Consider the following 15,947-nt stretch of genomic DNA (forward strand, 5'->3'; position numbering starts at 1 on the left):
GCGCGCTCGCCTGCGGCGCAATCGGAACGATCAAGCTGCAACTCTGGGACGAATTGCATACGAAATCCCTTTAAACAGCGCCCCGGTTGTCACAACGAGGCGATTTTCAACAGCCTGCTAGGGGCAGCCGGCATTGGTAGCGTAAACACCGCCATCCTCAAAATGATTTATCCATCGCGGCTCCTCGGCCGTGGTGTCAGTATTCATGCGTCGGTCGTCTCTGTTTCGACCGCTGCCGGGCCGACGATTGCGGCGGCGATCCTTTCTGTTGCGGCATGGCCGTGGCTGTTTGCGATCAACTTGCCCCTCGGCATTATCACGCTCTTCGTCGGATTCAAGGCCCTGCCGCGCCCGCCTGTCTCGAAAGCATCCTATGACTATTTCAGTGCACTGCTGAGTGCAGCGACGTTCGGACTGCTCGTGACCGGTGTCGATCGAATGGGCCACAGTGACGCCATTAGCGCAAGCGTCGTGATTCAGCTGTCTACAGCCGCAATCTGTGCGTGGTTGTTGGTGCGTCGCGAGCGACATCGGCCAAAGCCGCTATTGCCGATAGACTTGCTGCTTAAACCGGTATTTCTGCTGGCCGTTCTTACATCCATCTGTTCGTTCACTGCGCAAATGCTCGCGTTCGTATCGCTGCCGTTCATGCTACAGGACGCGTTCGGACGCAGCGCGATGGAAACGGGCGCGCTCATTACACCGTGGCCGATTGCGGTCCTCTGTATCGCACCTTTGGCAGGTTCATTGTCGAACCGCTTTAATGCGGGCGCGCTCGGTGGCGTCGGACTGACTATCCTTGCAACTGGCCTGGCGTTACTCGCGCTAATGCCCGCGCATCCCGATTCGTTCAATATCGGCTGGCGCATGGCTGTGTGTGGGATCGGTTTCGGGCTATTCCAGTCGCCTAATAACAGGTCGCTTCTCTCCCTTGCACCGCCTGGGCGCACCGGCAACGCGAGCGGTATGATCAGTCTCGCACGCGTTCTGGGACAAACGTTTGGTGCTGTGCTAACGGCGTTTATATTGCTGACCAGGCCTCATGATGCTGGCGTGGTTGCGCTGACCACAAGCGCAGGTTTGGCTGCAGTCGCAGCATGCGTCAGTCTGACTCGTTTGATGTAGCTAAAATGCTATAGAAGCACTATTGACACGCTTTGGGCTGCCTTTTAACACCTTATCTTGTTCTATTGTCGATGGGGTTGCTTTGAGAGAAATTGATGAACGCAAAAAATTTTAAATATGCATCCGCAGGGATGGACGTCGAAGCGCCGGTGCCGAAAAGTGACAATAGCATGGTCTGGTCAGATGCACGGCTGCTTGGTTTCACGCCGATGGACGAGGTGCACCAGGAATTCTACGAGGTCGTGCTTCGGCTCGTGACGTGTACCGATACAAATGCGTTGACGGCGATCGAGGAATTTGAGAAGCACGCCGTCAGCCATTTCGACCAGGAAGACCAATGGATGCGCACGACGAATTTCCCCCCGCGCGATTGCCATATCGAAGAGCATGCGGCTGTTCTGAAATCGGTGTGCGAGGTGAGGGCGGCGTTCGAATCGGGAAAGATCAACGCGCACACTGTGCATGACTTTGGTATCCGTCTGTTCGAGTGGTTTCCGGGCCATGCAGATTATCTGGATTCCGCATTGGCGGCGTGGATGACGAAACAGACAATGGGTGGAAAGCCTGTTGTACTGCGACGGACTATCTAGTCTACAAGGCCGAAGAAAGGAAACCGGACGCCGCTCCTGAAGTTCGGCGACAAGCGCTATGTCGTCGAGCACCGGCATCTTGCGCCGGTTGACCCGGTCAGCGGACCGCTTCGATTTGACTGCGAGATTGGAGCGCGACACACAGCACTTCACAGACCGTCTTCAACGGTCGTCCCCGGCAGCGATGTTGAGCGCGCAGTGCGGGCGCCGGCACACTTTCTCCGTTTTTCTCATACCGCACAGTCGACAGTTCGCCTTGCGGTTCATCTGCCTCATGGGCAACCGTACGGGTTTACCACGTTCCCGTTCCATCACACGACCGGTTTACAACCTGTCGTTTCGCCGGTGGACTCACCGACGACGTGCTCCCAACTGCGAGCGGAGCGACTGTCTCCGCACCGCTTTGGTTGATGCCTATCTGCAACTTTGGCACCTCGCATACAACAACGTTTGTCAACGGCTCGCATTCGTTGTCCCTGCCAGTGAGCCGCGCGTCTTGCGACCCGGACAGTCGCGTGGTTCAGGAAAAGTTACGCCTTGATTTACGCGTCCCGTTTAATTGACGCTGGGCGCCCCAAGTGATATCGTTGACTTTAAACGAGAACAGCGTTCCGTATATAAGAACTCATGCCGTTCGGTATCGATTCACGATCCAAGTTGCAGGACCTGTGATGCTAAGCAATTTCGGGAAGCCCGATCCTCTATCGCAGTCCCACGCCGACCGCATTCGCGAAGCAGTGCGGGCGAACTTCGAACTCGGGACCGATATCGTGATCATGGTGTCCGAGGTCGAGTGTCAGGCGCCCGGGTGTCCTCCGCTGGAGACCGTGGTTGCGTTTTGGACCGGAGAGGGTCGTCATCGCTTCAAGGTCTTCAAACCGATGTCGGCGTTCGATGACGACGACTTGCCCTGGAAATGGTTGAGGCGCTCGCTAATGGTCCCTGAAGATTATGTTGATGGTTGTTGCTAAACGCCGAAGATAGGAGACTTTTTGAATGGCCATTCTGAAGACATGCGTCCAGACCCTTGGGCATACTGAGGCCCTGAAAACCAGCAAGGTTGACACTGGTCCATGGTCGTTCGAATTCGAAGAAGTGCCAGCGATTATCCAGGCGTTTCGGCGGATGGTTCGTGCTACTGAATTCGATGTCTCGGAGATGGCTATGACGACCTATCTGTGTGCCCGGGCATACGGTAAGCCGTTTACGGCTCTTCCCGTTTTCATCGTTCGCGCGTTCCATCATGGCGGTATTCTGGTCAATCGCAATCTCGGCATCGAGCACCCGCGCCAACTGGAAGGCCGCAAGGTCGGTGTCAATCGTGGCTATACGGTTACGGCCGGTGTGTGGGCCCGTGCGGTGCTCCAACATCAATACGGCGTTGATCTTTCGAAAATCACCTGGGTTCTCTCGGGCGATGAGCACGTGGCGGAGTACGAGGCACCCAGAAATGTGGTGCCCGTGGAGCCCGGCCAAAAGGTCGAAGATCTGTTGATTTCCGGTGAAGTGGCGGCGGCCGTGGGTCTGAAGGTCGAAAATCCAAATCTGGTACCCCTGATCCCTGATGCACAGAACGTGGCTTTCTCGGCCATGCGCGAATCGGGTTACTACCCAATCAACCATACGGTCGTAGTTCGCAACGAACTACTTGAACAGAACCCGGATCTGGCGCCGACGCTCTTCAACGCATTCGTGGATTCGAAGCGTCAGTGGCTCGAGCGCCTTGAGAAAACGCCAGCCCCGGAACGGCAATCCGGTGACAAGTTCTATGGCCGCGTCATGGACACGCTTGGCGGTGATCCGCTCCCGTACGGTATCGAGCCCAACCGTCAGGCGCTCCAAAGCGTTATCCGTATCGCGTGGGAGCAGGGCATCTTGCCCCAGCAATACGCGCTCGAAGACATGTTTGCCGCCGGTACGCTTGACCTCGTGGGCTGAGCCCCTCGGCCATAGATCCAAAATCGAAATCGAAATCGAAAATCGAAACATATATGCAAGCTAACGATAAACAAGTCACGATCCCGGCGCTTCAACAGATGAAGCGGGATGGACAGAAGATCATGGGCGTCGTTGCGTGGGATGTGCAGATGGCTCGCATTGCCGAACGTGCGGGCGTCGATATGCTCATCGTCGGTGACTCGGTGGGCGTCAACCTCTGGGGCCACGCAAACCCGCTCGAAATCACTTTGGACGAAATGATTATCGTATCGAAGGCGGTTCGCCGTGGCGCCAGGCGTGCACTGGTTTGCGCCGATATGCCTTTCGGCTCGCTCCAGAGTGGTGTCCAGTCGGCGGTGGAAGCCGGTATTCGTCTGGTTAAGGAAGCAGCGGCCGACATGATCAAGTTGGACGGCGCCGCAGACTATCCGGAAGCCGTTGCCGCCCTGGTCAAGGCCGGTATCCCGGTGATGGCCCAGTTCGGCATTACGCCGCAAACGGCACTGAAATACGGCATTCAGTACAACAAGGCAGACGGTGTGCTGGTATCCGATGCCATGGTTGCCCAATTGGTCAAGGATGCAAAGATCATGGAAGCCGTTGGGGCCTCGATGATCGACTTTACGAACTCGGGTCCCGTTGCGGGAGAGGCAGTGTGCAAGGCCGTGGATATACCCGTGATCGGTGGTTTCGGCGGCGGTCCCTGGCTCGATGGTCGTGTGCGCATGGCCCATGCTGCAATCGGCTACGGTGCGGGCAACATTGACTCCGAACTGGAGCAATACGCAAACGTAGCTCGTACCACGTTGGACGCGTTCACCGAACTGTTTGCCGATGTCCGCGCCGGTAAGCAGATCAAGGGTACCCCGAAAGCGAAAGCCGCAATCTGATCTCCAGCGAGTCAACCATGCCTTTCGTTACTGTTGATAAAATTTCCACGCGTTACGATGTGATCGGTGACGGGCCTGCGCTTCTGATGTACAGCCCGGGCGGTTTCAATGCCACTATCGAAACGTGGACCACGCTAGGTGTCTATGCCCGGGTGAATCCTCTCGACTATCTGAGCAAGCACTTTAAGTGCATTGTCTTTGACCGTCGCGAAACCGGTCAGTCGGGCGGCCGTATTGAGCGCGTGACCTGGCGAGGCATGGTTGCCCAGGGTCTTGGCCTGCTCGATCATCTGGGTATCGACCGCGCATTTCTGATGGGCGGTTGTATGGGTGTTTCGCCGGTCATTGCATTCGCGGTGCAGCACCCCGAACGCGTTTTAGGCCAAGTTCTCTACTGGCCTGTCGGTGGTGCCCGCTACCGGATGAGCAGTCATCAGCGCTTCTCCGAGCACCTGGCCTATGTGAGCCAAAACGGCATGGCCGCAGTGGTGGAACTCGCGTTGGCGAGCGGCAAGCCGTTCGGTGCGGATCCCCGTGGCGGCCCCTGGGCATCTGTGATCCAGACGAACCAGGAATTCGCGAAGGAATTTGCATCGTTCGACGTCGCGAAGTACCGCGCAATCGTGACCGGCATGGGTTGGACGCTGTTTGACCGCGATACCGCACCGGGAGCCAAGCCCGAAGATCTTTTGGGGCTCAACGTCCCCACGCTGATCATTCCTGGGCAAGACGCATCGCATGCGACTTCAGCCGCTATGTACCTGCACGAGTGCATTCCGAATTCAGAGTACTGGGCAGTGAACGCGGTAGATCAGCAGGCGGCCAATACGACAGAACGTCTGCATGCGTTCTTCAAGTCCGCATTCGAAAAGCAGGGCCTGGTCTCGGCTTAACAATCCGACGCCGAAAACGATTTTACATACGGCGGTCCCCACTATGATTATTGATACCCACTGCCATTACACGACCGAACCGCTGGCCTTGCATGTATTCCGCGACAAGCAGCTTGCAGGGTTGTTAGACCCGGCACGCAAGCCCAAGAGCACGAACCTTGGTGTCAGCGATGAGGAGATCATCGCCAGCGTTCAGGCGCAACTTAAACTCCAGCGCGAACGCGGTTCCGATCTCACGATCTTCAGCCCCCGTGCCGCCGGTATGGCGCATCACATAGGCGACGAAGCAGCGTCGGTCGAATGGACGCGTGTGTCCAATGATCTGATCCACCGGATTGCGACGCTGCTGCCCAGCAACTTTGTCGGTGTCGCGCAACTACCGCAGAGCCCGGGTGTCAGCCCAGCGAATTGCATCCCGGAACTTGAGCGCGCGGTTAACGAACTCGGTTTCGTGGGCGTGAACCTGAACCCGGATCCGAGCGGTGGTAACTGGAGTGGGCCTCCGATGACGGACCGCCACTGGTACCCGATTTACGAAAAGTTGGTGGAACTCGACGTGCCGGCAATGATCCATGTCAGTTCGTGTTGCAATCCGAACTTCCACCACACGGGCGCCCACTACATCAACGCGGATACGGCCGTGTTTATGCAGTTGATCCAGGGCAACCTGTTCAAGGATTTCCCGACCCTGCGTTTCGTGATCCCGCACGGCGGCGGCGCCGTTCCCTATCACTGGGGCCGTTACCGTGGCATGAGCTTGGCAATGCAAAACCGTCGACTGGTTGAACACGTGATGCAGAACGTGTTCTTTGATACGTGCGTCTACCACCTCCCCGGGATCGAGCTCCTGACCCGTGTCGTTCCTGAAGACAACATCCTGTTTGCGTCGGAAATGCTGGGCGCAGTGCCCGGGATCGATCCGGAAACGGGTCACGCGTTCGACGATACCAAGCGCTATATCGACCAGATTCAAGGCTTGAGCGAAGAGACGAAGTTCAAGATCTTCGAAGGCAATGCCCGCCGCGTCTACCCGCGCCTCGACGCCCTGTTGACGGCCCGTGAAGCCCAGACGCAGCCCGTGGCCGCCAGTTAGCAACGAAGGGGAGTCCATGCAAGCCCCGGTCAACAACAAAAGGTAAAAACATGTCGCGTCTTAATGGTGTTATCCGCACCCTCGAAACGGGCGGCCACGCATTCTCCCTGTTTGCACCGTGCGAAATCGAAACCGCAACCGAACTCCAGGCATCACCCTATGATTCGGTGGTGTTCGAAGGCGAGCACCGTGGCTGGGATATCAAGAGTCTGCGCAACAGCCTGCAATACATGATGAATCGAGGCCAAATCGCAAAGGACGGCTTGGCTCCGGCGGTGACCCCGTTTGCCCGCGTTCCGGCGAACGGTTGCGAGATGAATCAGTTCCTGGCCAAACAGGCTCTGGACATCGGTTGCTACGGTATTGTGTTCCCGCACATCTCGACCGTCGAAGAGGCATACAACGCGATTGCCGCATGTCGTTACGCACGCTTGAAGGACAAGCCCCTTTACGAACCGGCGGGCATCCGTGGTGATGGCCCGATGCAGGCTGCGCGTTACTGGGGTCTGTCGATGGCCGAATACTACGCGAAAGCCGACGTATGGCCCCTGGCCACCGAAGGCGAGATTTTTGCCGTTCTTCAGATTGAAGACCTGGCAGGGATTACAAACCTCCCGGACATGCTGAAAAACGTCCCTGGGATCGGCGCCATCCTGATCGGAGAGGGCGACCTGAGTCAGGAATTGGGCGTTCCCCGCCAGACCGAGCACCCGGAAGTCTTGGCCGCAATGGCCCGGGTCGTTGCCACGTGCAAGGAACACAACGTCATCGTTGGCCATCCTCACGTTACGAAGACCAACGCACAACGCGTGATCGATGAAGGCTATCGTTTCCTCATGGCAGCGGCACCGCGGAGCTTCGATACCGTGAATACAGTTCGCGCCCAAGTAGGCCGTTAAACCGTTAACCGGTTAATCCGTCTGCGCCAGTTTACCTAAATACATAGGCGCCAGACGGTAAACCGAATTGCTGCTGGTCAAACTTTTCCAAGGAGTATTAGAGATGGTGGATAAGGTTCTTGCACAGGTTCGTGTCGGCCCGAGCGAACTGCAATTGCGCGAATTCGACATGCCGGAAGTGGCCGACGATTGCGCGCTGATGCGCGTTGAAATAGCCGGTATCTGCGGCACCGACGTCAAGATGTACAAGGAGCAACTGAAGGGCGCTCCGATCATCATGGGTCACGAAAACATCGGTATCCTCGAAAAGGCAGGCCCGGAGTTCCTCAAGCGCACGGGTCTCAGAATCGGTGATCGCATTTTCCCGGAACACTACACCACGTGCGGCCAATGCGAACACTGCCACTCGGGCCAATACCGTCACTGCATCGGCACCGACTGGCGTTTCAACCCGAAGGGCATCCGCCTCGGTTATACGGCAATCGACAATGACCACTCGCCGCTGCTGGGCGGTCTGTCGCAATACATCTATCTGCCGTCAAATGCAGTCATCCACAAGGTTCCGGAAGGTCTGGACCCGGAACTGGCGGGCGTCGTGACCCCAATGGCCAACGGCATCGAATGGGCACTGTTCGATTGTAACGTCGGCTATGACACGTCGGTCCTGATCCAGGGCCCTGGCCAGCAAGGTCTGTCGCAAGTCGTTGCGTGTAAGCAAGCGGGTGCCTCCATGATCATCGTCACCGGCACGGCAAAGGACTCGAAACGCCTGCAAATCGCGAAGGAACTTGGCGCGGATGTCGTTATCGACGTGACGAAGGAAGACCCCCTGGAAAAGATCCTGGAAGCAACCAACGGCCGCGGTGTCGACGTCGCTCTGGACTGCACGGCGGGCGCGGGCACGAAGGCGATTCTGCTCGGCATTGAAGCACTGAAGCGCAAGTGCGGCACGCTGCTGATTCAAGGTGAGATGGCCGACTTCCCGAACTTTCCGATTGGCAAGGTTACCGTCAAGGCGATCACGATCAAGTCGGCTCGCGGCCACTCGTACAAGGCCTGCGAACTCGCATTGAAGCAATTGGCTTCGAAGCGGTTCCCACTCGAAAAGATCACCACGCACCGTTTTTCGCTCAAGGACGCAGACGTGGCTATCAAGGCCGTGGGCGGCGCCGAGGACGCGATCCACGTCTCGATCATGCCCTGGATGTAAAGCAAAAGCGAATCCGGGTCCCAGACGCCGGATCCTGTGATGTTTTAGACCCCGAGGCGGGCTGGCTTTCGGGGTTGTTGGAGACAAGAGTGCAGAAACCAATCCCGGTGACGGTTCTCACGGGTTATTTGGGAGCGGGTAAAACTACGCTGCTTAACCGTATCCTGTCGGAAGATCATGGCAAAAGGTACGCCGTGATCGTCAACGAATTCGGTGAGATCGGGATCGATAATGACCTGGTTGTGTCATCGAACGACGAGTTGTTCGAAATGAACAACGGATGCATCTGTTGCACGGTCCGGGGCGATTTGATCCAGGTGCTTTATAAGCTTGTGGCGAATGCTCAGACCTTTGACGCGGTGGTAATCGAAACTACCGGTTTGGCGGCCCCAGGGCCCGTGATCCAGACGTTCCTGGTCGATCCACATTTGCAGGGTCACTTTAAACTCGATTCGGTTATCACCCTGGTGGATGCTGTGCACATCCACCAGAGACTTGAAGATAGTCTGGAAGCCGTGGAGCAAATCGCGTTCGCGGATCAGCTGATTATCAACAAGGTTGAACACGTAGACGAAAAGCGGTTGCATGGCATCGAGACCGCACTTCGGGCGCTCAACCCGTTCGCAAGGATTTACAAGACATCACGTTGTCAGGTCAAGCTCGATGCGGTGATCGGCCGTGGATCATTTGACCTGTCCCGGGTTGAAGCCTTGGCCATGATGGCGGAGGCTCCGGCTCCAGAGCACGTCCACGACGAGCATTGCGGTCACGGTGCTCACGGCGATCACGACCACGGTCACGACAAAGAAAACTGCGATCATGGTCATGACCATCACGCCCACGCGCACTACGAAGATAACCACATCAAAGCCGGTGGCATCCGTAGCGTCTCGTTGGCAACGGACAAGGCCTTGGATCTCACCAGGCTTGAAGAATGGCTTGGGAACCTGGTAACAGTACAAGGCGCCGATATCTTGCGTACCAAGGGGATTTTCTACATCTTGGGATGCGGGCGCCGGTACCTATTCCAGTCGGTCCACATGCTCATGGAGGGCGACTTGCAACGCCCCTGGTCAGAAGGGGAGGCCCGCTATAGTCGGTACGTGCTGATTGGCCGGAACCTGGATCGTGAGGCCCTGAGAGCCGGTTTCGAAGCCTGTATCCACGGCTGACGCCAGACCACGGACAGCAAATAGAGAAGTGGAAAGCTCGATGATGCTCACCCCCGCCCCACTCGGAGCCGACACAAAACTGGTGCTACTCCGACACGGCGAATCCGAATGGAATGCCAGTTCCAGGTTCACCGGATGGGCGGATATTGATCTGACGCCACAGGGCGTGATTCAGGCGCAGACAGCGGCCGAGATGTTAAGGCGTGCGCAATGGACTTTTGAATATGGGTTTTCTTCGATGTTGACCCGGGCACTGCGCACGTATTGGGTGGTAGCCAAGCACCTCCATCCGGACCAGGAACGGCCGCCGGTCACCGATTGGCGTCTCAATGAACGCCATTACGGTATTCTGACCGGCATGACCAAAGCGGAAGTTTCGGCCCACTACGGTGCTCTTCAGTTGACGAATTTCCGCTTTAACAGGGATGCCCGTCCGGCGCCCGTGCCTTTAGATCATCAATACAGTCCGGAGTCGGATCCCCGCTATTTGCAATTCGCTCCCCGTTCATTGCCCCGTGGTGAGTCAATTGGCGATGCGGCAATCCGTGTGCGTGCGGCGTGGTCCGACCTGATATTGCCGCGCATAGGGGCAGGCAACCGCGTATTGGTATGCGGCCACGGGACAACCTTGCGGTCTCTCATACAGATCATTGGAGGCCTTGAGGATGAGGTGGTGACGTCAATGAAAATCCCCAACGCCGAACCCGTGGCCTACAGCCTTGTTCGGAAGGCCGCGCGTCCGTTTGTTGTAGAACCGACTATCGATTTTTAACGCTCCGAACAAAGCCCCGGCGAACTACTAAAATCTGGCGGTTACTTCTTCGGGAAGCGATCCCGGGCCGCGCGTGAGAGCCAGATCGTGGCGAGGCAACCGATGACCGACATGATTGCCGGCGCCCAGAAGATCTGTGCCATGTGCATCTGCATGCGGATCAGTTGACCGCCAGTCATTGGGCCTGCAATTGCGCCGAGGCGTCCCAGACCGTGTGCCCAACCCGTACCCGAGGCGCGGATCTGAGTGGGGTAGCAAATGGCCATCAGAGCATTTGTACCCGACTGCGTACCCAGGATGAAGAGGCCGACGCCGAACACGCCAAGGGCGAGCGTCGTGGAGTTCGTTTGGTGCCCCAGGAACAGGGCCGCCACGGCTCCGAGCGCCATATACAGTGGCACGACCCAGAGACGCCCTCGATCAAGCATCAACGACATCAGAAGGCCCCCGAAAACGCCACCCAGGTAGTACATGGAGGCGTCGTGTTCGGCCTGGTGCGGGTTCAAGCCCACCGAATGCAGGAGGGTCGGCATCCAACTGTTCATGAAGAAGTTCGCGAACAGGTTCGTGATCGACATCACCCAAATGAGTGGAGTAATGATGCGCAGACTGCCTTCAAAAAGCTGGCTGACGTGGAATTTCTTTTCCGCAAGGTGATGGATCTCAAACCTCGGATCGACCGGAATGCACAACTCTGGACGGATCCGGCGCGCAAGCTTCACGATCTGCGGATCGTGCGGGTTCCGCACGGCCAGGAACTTGATGGACTCAGGCAGGAAGAAGTACGCCAAGACTGCGGTCACTAGCGGAGCGAGGCCACCGATGGTGAAAATCAGGCGCCATTGCGTGGGGTGAATGATGCTTCCGAGCTGGCCCGGCAGAGCACCGCCAAAAGTCAGACCCACAAACATCATCGTGATCAATAACGAGCGCTTACGCTGCGGCGCGTATTCGGCTGTCAGAGCCACTGTATTTGCCGGCAGGCCCCCGAGAGCAATGCCGGTAAAGAAGCGATAAACCAGCAGTATAGAAAAAGATTCGGCAGTCGCGCTAAGCAGGGTGAACGCACTACAAAGCAGTGCGGCAGAGAGAACGGCCACACGCCGGCCCCAGCGGTCACCGATGTAGCCGAAACCGAGGGCGCCAAACAGCATACCGAAGAGGCCGACACTGAACAGGGGGGCCAAGGCGTGTTTCTCCATCCCGAACTCGCTGGCGATACCGATTGACGCAAATGCGGCGGCCGAAAGATCATAGCCGTCACAGAGTTGACATAGAAAGCCCATGAATACGACTGTCCAGATGAACGGGCCAATCTTTTGTTCGTCAACAAACTCCGTGATGCGAATCGTTTGCGAATTTACTTCGTAGCTCATTATCGCTAATCTCCAGCGGCTGCCCGCACAGTGTCTATACAGGTGACGGAGTATCGGATGCAAACGATACTTGAGGAATGGGGGGTTTACATACCACCTATTTCGAACTCATCAGCTCCGCTGAGATGCGAATAATGCAATCTATCATTGCAGGATGGTGAGTGCTTACATGGGTTCCGCCATCAATTGGGTAAAACGCTGGCTTTTTCCATGCCTGAATTAAAGGGTATACGCCCATAGGAGTAACCTCGTCATTTGTGCCGTGAATTAGCGCGCCGGGAACGTCGTGCAATTGGCTTGCATTACTGACTAGCTGATCAGAGGATAGAAATCCTTGATTCTGGAAGTAGTGTGCGGAGATGCGAGCCATCGCCAATTCCTGCGCCTTCGTTTGTGGGTCCGTGTCGCGTTCCTGGTCTCGGAATCCAGCCAAATGATTTTCCCAGGCGCACCACTTATAAGCCGCTTCGTATTCGTCTTCGGGAATGCCGCAATTCAATGCCTGTCCGTAGGCCTGTAGCAGACCCTGACGCCCAACGGCCCTGGTCCATCCGGAGAACTGCGCCCAGTCCTCAGGATGCAGGCGACCGGCGCCTCCTCCATAAAGCCACTCTAGTTCGGTTCCGCTGCAAAGGAAAACGCCCCGCAGTAGCAGGGCGCGGACTCTTGGTCGGTGTGTTTGCGCATAGGCCAGGGCCACGGTAGTCCCCCAGGATGCGCCGGAAACAATCCAACGTTCAATACCAAGCAGTATGCGTAGTTGCTCAATATCGGAGATCAGATCGCTCATGGTGTTGTGTTCTACGCTGGCCGCAGGCATAGAACGACCGGCCCCGCGTGGGTGAATGAGCAGGATTCGATAACCCATAGGGTTAAAGAATCGGGGATCCTGGCGGCCAGGGGAACCACCAGGGCCCCCGCATAGATGCAGCAAGGGAATACCCATGGCGTTGCCATGGGCCTCCCAGAACACGCGATGACCTCCACTTACATCCATCCAACCGGATTCGCGTGCAGTGCTCGGGGGATAAAGATCGCGCAGATAGGTCATCGCCAGTCCCTTATTCGGCTGCGATTTCGGTCACGGGTTCAAATGCGGATTGACCCAATCCGCCTGACGTCGGGAACACCAAGGATTTGATCACCACGGGTGCCGCTGAGGCCGTGGGAAGCAGTTCGCCGATGTCAACGAAATCGAATTCCTTGAGCGAGATACCGTCAATGGAGACGATAGGCACGGGAAGACCGCGTTCCTGCTTAAAGTGGATGCCGATCAAGCCGCCGACATCGCCCTCACCGATCAGGACAATCGGTTGTCCGGCTTCGATCCGCATGCGCATGGCGTTCATGACACCAACAACAAACGCGTCCATGCGGCGATAGAATGCCGTGCCGGCAAACCGGTAGAAGAGGGCAACGCCCTTCGTGTCGTCCTGCAGGCCCATCCTCTCAAGCGCTGTCGTGACTGCCTTTTCGATGCCCTTAGGGTCGAGTTGATCCGGCTCAAGATCGAAATCGAGGACCACCACCGGGAGATTGCGCAGCGGAAGAACCGACTGCGGTTCAACGTAAACCGTGCTCCCACTCACTTGAACCGTGTATTGCGAGGCGCCGACCACCGTGGCCCGGATACCCTCGTCCGTTTCCTCGATTTCGGCTCCGGAGGCTTCGATGCGCTTGCGAACAGCGGCGGCCAACATCAAGCCCAAGTCACCGAATACCCGCGTTTCGCGGCCGTAAACGTATTCCGAAACACCACCGGAGAACGTGACGAGGTCGGGGACCCGGGCGCCTTCCAGTGGCGCGAGACGCAGCAGCGAAGCAGTTACCGGATGGAGTTCCGCGCCGTTCTTCATCGACGCTTCACACAGGCGCTCGGCCATGCGGTCAACGATGGCCTCCAGCACACCGGGGAGCGGGGCATAACCCACGGAAAGCGTAGCGCCAACCTCTTGGGCAAAACGTTCGCCTGCGGCTTCGACACGGGTAACGCGGCCTTCCTCGTCAAGAGTAATGATGCGGGCGCCGATGTCGATAGCAGTAACGCTTTTGACCTCGCCTTCTTCACAGATAGCGATCTTCGTGGTCCCGCCGCCAATGTCCAGATGGAGCAGACGGGTACCTTGACGCAATGCACGCAAGACGGCGCCGGAACCGAATGCGGCCAACATGGATTCGAGGCCATCACCGGCCGAGACCGAGACGAATTTTCCCGCCTGCGCTGCAAACAGATCCGCGATTGCGCGTGCGTTGCGTCGGCGGACCGCCAACCCAGTGAGAATCAGCGCGCCGGTATCAATGTGTTCCGGTGTGATCCCCGCGTTTTGGTATTGCTGATCAATGAACGCACCAAGCCGAGCCTGATCGATCGTCAGATCGTCAGTGTAGGGGGTAAGCAAGATATCGGATTCGTGAAGAATCGTGCGTTCTGCAACGATGTAACGGGTGGTCGTGCGTTCGAGAACGATGCGCGAGACGACCATGTGGGAAGTGGAGGACCCGACGTCGATGCCCACGCTGATCAGTTGGATTTCGTCTTCTTCCTCCAGACTCCGACCAGTGTCGGTAAAGAAGATGCGGCCTTCTTGCGGCTCGCTGCTCATGCTTGTCTCCAATACATACAAGATAGGGCTGTGTCCCCAAAAGAACACAGCCCTATGGAATAACTTACCTATGGGCGACTACGCGAACGCGCTAGACCACCGAGTCACCGACATTCTTTTCCGGCCTGACGTACCACGATGGGTCCATACGGCTTTGGATTCCGTTCTGCGCCAGGCGTGCTTCGTACTCTTTACGGATGTACGGATCTTCCATCCAGTAGGGGATAGCAGTGCCGCCAGACCCGACGTCCTGAGCCGTGTAGTCGTTGTGCTTCGAACCGGGGGCACCCGGATCACGACCCGGGTTGTGCGGGCCAAACCATGCCGTCAGACGGAACGGGTCTTTGGACGTGCTGAAGTGCTGGTGGTACCAACGTGCGCCGCCCGGTGCTGCGGTAACCATGCCGCCGTAACCGTAGTCGAGGCGACGAACCTTGTCCGCGTGACCGTCGGCCCACGGGTTTTCGCCGCATTCTTCCGGCCACGTGTACGTATAACCTTCGCCCTTCAGGCAGATGAGGATTGCTGCCGAGGTGTGAGCGTGGGCCTTCGAGTAGCGGCCTTGTTCGTGCTGGCCGATCCAGAAGTAAAAGCAGTTTTCCGTCATGAACGGCTCAACGCGGCGATAGCCCGGTGAACGACGGTTGTCCAGCGGCAAGTCGCAGTTGACCGCATCGGTGATCAGGTTGGTACGACGGCGAGCAAGACCGCGAACCGGATCGGTTTCGATCTCATCACGCGGCTTGTAGAAGTCTTCGTCTGCACTGAAGCGATCACGGAACACGAACGGGTTGTTAAACACCGCTTCGACGTTGTTGATCTGGTTCATCACGTTCGGTGCCGTGTTGCCTGCGAGCAGGATCGCGCCCGAGTTCGACCCGTCAACGATACGGAACCATGCGTTCATTGGAATCGAGAACATCGAACCGGCTTGCCATTCGAAAACGTGCTTGCGCCCTTCGCCTTCAAGCCAAACCTCGGTGGTGCCACGGCCTTCGACCACCCAGTAGATTTCTTCGAACATGTGCTTTTCGGGGTTCAGTGCTCCGCCGGCGGGCACTTCAACCACATAGCAACCCCACTTTGTTTCGGTGCCCAGGAGCTGGATGTAGTGGCCACGGCCGCCTTTACGCTTCCATTCCACCATCGGCAGATCGCGCACGTCCTTGATACCGATGTCACGGAAGACCGGTACGCCTTCGCTTTCCATGAAAAGGTCGTAGGACGTAGGTTGCTTCTTGAACTCGCCAAAACCGGCTTTCTTGTGGCCCGCGGGTTCATGCCAGTGAGCAAGGTCTTTTTCATGCGGCATCGCTAACTCTCCTTGTATGGGGCGATCTTTCAGGCAAAGACTGATTCAGGCGTTCTTCTATGAGGAACTTCGTA

Annotated in this window: 15 protein-coding genes; 11 read left to right on the plus strand and 4 right to left on the minus strand. The window is 57.3% G+C overall.

What is annotated here, in order from left to right; translation table 11 throughout:
- The 11 genes from ABQJ48_RS27885 to ABQJ48_RS27935 all read left to right on the plus strand — a co-directional run.
- A partial coding sequence (locus tag ABQJ48_RS27885) for an MFS transporter (RefSeq protein WP_367841188.1) occupies positions 1–1,125 on the plus strand: 1,125 nt, incomplete at its 5' end.
- A 95-nt stretch (positions 1,126–1,220) separates the two neighbouring features.
- Positions 1,221–1,715 carry a bacteriohemerythrin gene (locus ABQJ48_RS27890; protein WP_367841189.1) on the plus strand — a complete coding sequence of 165 codons (495 nt, stop codon included), beginning with the start codon at positions 1,221–1,223 and terminating at the stop codon, positions 1,713–1,715.
- A gap of 671 nt (positions 1,716–2,386) precedes the next feature.
- Positions 2,387–2,686, plus strand: a complete 300-nt coding sequence (locus ABQJ48_RS27895; RefSeq protein WP_367841190.1) for a hypothetical protein — start codon at positions 2,387–2,389, stop codon at positions 2,684–2,686.
- A 25-nt stretch (positions 2,687–2,711) separates the two neighbouring features.
- Positions 2,712–3,653, plus strand: coding sequence for a substrate-binding domain-containing protein (locus tag ABQJ48_RS27900; RefSeq protein ID WP_367841191.1), 942 nt, complete (start codon positions 2,712–2,714; stop codon positions 3,651–3,653).
- Between the two features lie 53 nt (positions 3,654–3,706).
- On the plus strand, positions 3,707–4,543 hold the full coding sequence (locus tag ABQJ48_RS27905; protein ID WP_367841192.1) for a 3-methyl-2-oxobutanoate hydroxymethyltransferase: 837 nt from the start codon (positions 3,707–3,709) through the stop codon (positions 4,541–4,543).
- Between the two features lie 17 nt (positions 4,544–4,560).
- On the plus strand, positions 4,561–5,436 hold the full coding sequence (locus ABQJ48_RS27910; RefSeq protein ID WP_367841193.1) for an alpha/beta fold hydrolase: 876 nt from the start codon (positions 4,561–4,563) through the stop codon (positions 5,434–5,436).
- Positions 5,437–5,479: 43 nt separating this feature from the next.
- On the plus strand, positions 5,480–6,529 hold the full coding sequence (locus tag ABQJ48_RS27915; RefSeq protein WP_367841194.1) for an amidohydrolase family protein: 1,050 nt from the start codon (positions 5,480–5,482) through the stop codon (positions 6,527–6,529).
- Positions 6,530–6,579: 50 nt separating this feature from the next.
- Entirely contained in the window at positions 6,580–7,428 is an 849-nt protein-coding gene (locus ABQJ48_RS27920; protein WP_367841195.1) for an HpcH/HpaI aldolase family protein, read from the plus strand.
- 103 nt (positions 7,429–7,531) lie between these two features.
- Positions 7,532–8,638, plus strand: coding sequence for a zinc-dependent alcohol dehydrogenase (locus ABQJ48_RS27925; RefSeq protein WP_367841196.1), 1,107 nt, complete (start codon positions 7,532–7,534; stop codon positions 8,636–8,638).
- An 89-nt stretch (positions 8,639–8,727) separates the two neighbouring features.
- A complete protein-coding gene (locus tag ABQJ48_RS27930) occupies positions 8,728–9,810 on the plus strand; it encodes a CobW family GTP-binding protein (RefSeq protein WP_367841197.1) in 1,083 nt (360 codons plus the stop codon).
- A gap of 40 nt (positions 9,811–9,850) precedes the next feature.
- The gene (locus ABQJ48_RS27935) at positions 9,851–10,582 is read left to right on the plus strand and encodes a 2,3-bisphosphoglycerate-dependent phosphoglycerate mutase (protein WP_367841198.1); all 732 of its coding nucleotides are present in this window, start codon (positions 9,851–9,853) and stop codon (positions 10,580–10,582) included.
- 41 nt (positions 10,583–10,623) lie between these two features.
- Here ABQJ48_RS27935 and ABQJ48_RS27940 read toward each other — a convergent pair whose 3' ends face one another.
- From ABQJ48_RS27940 to ABQJ48_RS27955, 4 genes are all read right to left on the minus strand, one after another.
- Positions 10,624–11,958, minus strand: a complete 1,335-nt coding sequence (locus tag ABQJ48_RS27940; RefSeq protein ID WP_367841199.1) for an MFS transporter — start codon at positions 11,956–11,958, stop codon at positions 10,624–10,626.
- A gap of 97 nt (positions 11,959–12,055) precedes the next feature.
- A complete protein-coding gene (locus tag ABQJ48_RS27945; protein ID WP_367841200.1) occupies positions 12,056–13,009 on the minus strand; it encodes an alpha/beta fold hydrolase in 954 nt (317 codons plus the stop codon).
- A gap of 10 nt (positions 13,010–13,019) precedes the next feature.
- Positions 13,020–14,561 carry an ethanolamine ammonia-lyase reactivating factor EutA gene (locus ABQJ48_RS27950; RefSeq protein ID WP_367841201.1) on the minus strand — a complete coding sequence of 514 codons (1,542 nt, stop codon included), beginning with the start codon at positions 14,559–14,561 and terminating at the stop codon, positions 13,020–13,022.
- A gap of 91 nt (positions 14,562–14,652) precedes the next feature.
- Positions 14,653–15,873, minus strand: a complete 1,221-nt coding sequence (locus ABQJ48_RS27955) for a cupin domain-containing protein (RefSeq protein ID WP_367841202.1) — start codon at positions 15,871–15,873, stop codon at positions 14,653–14,655.
- Positions 15,874–15,947 lie beyond the last annotated feature (74 nt).

Origin of the sequence: Paraburkholderia suaedae (assembly GCF_040812055.1) — a bacterium.
In the GTDB taxonomy this organism is placed as follows: Bacteria; Pseudomonadota; Gammaproteobacteria; order Burkholderiales; family Burkholderiaceae; genus Paraburkholderia.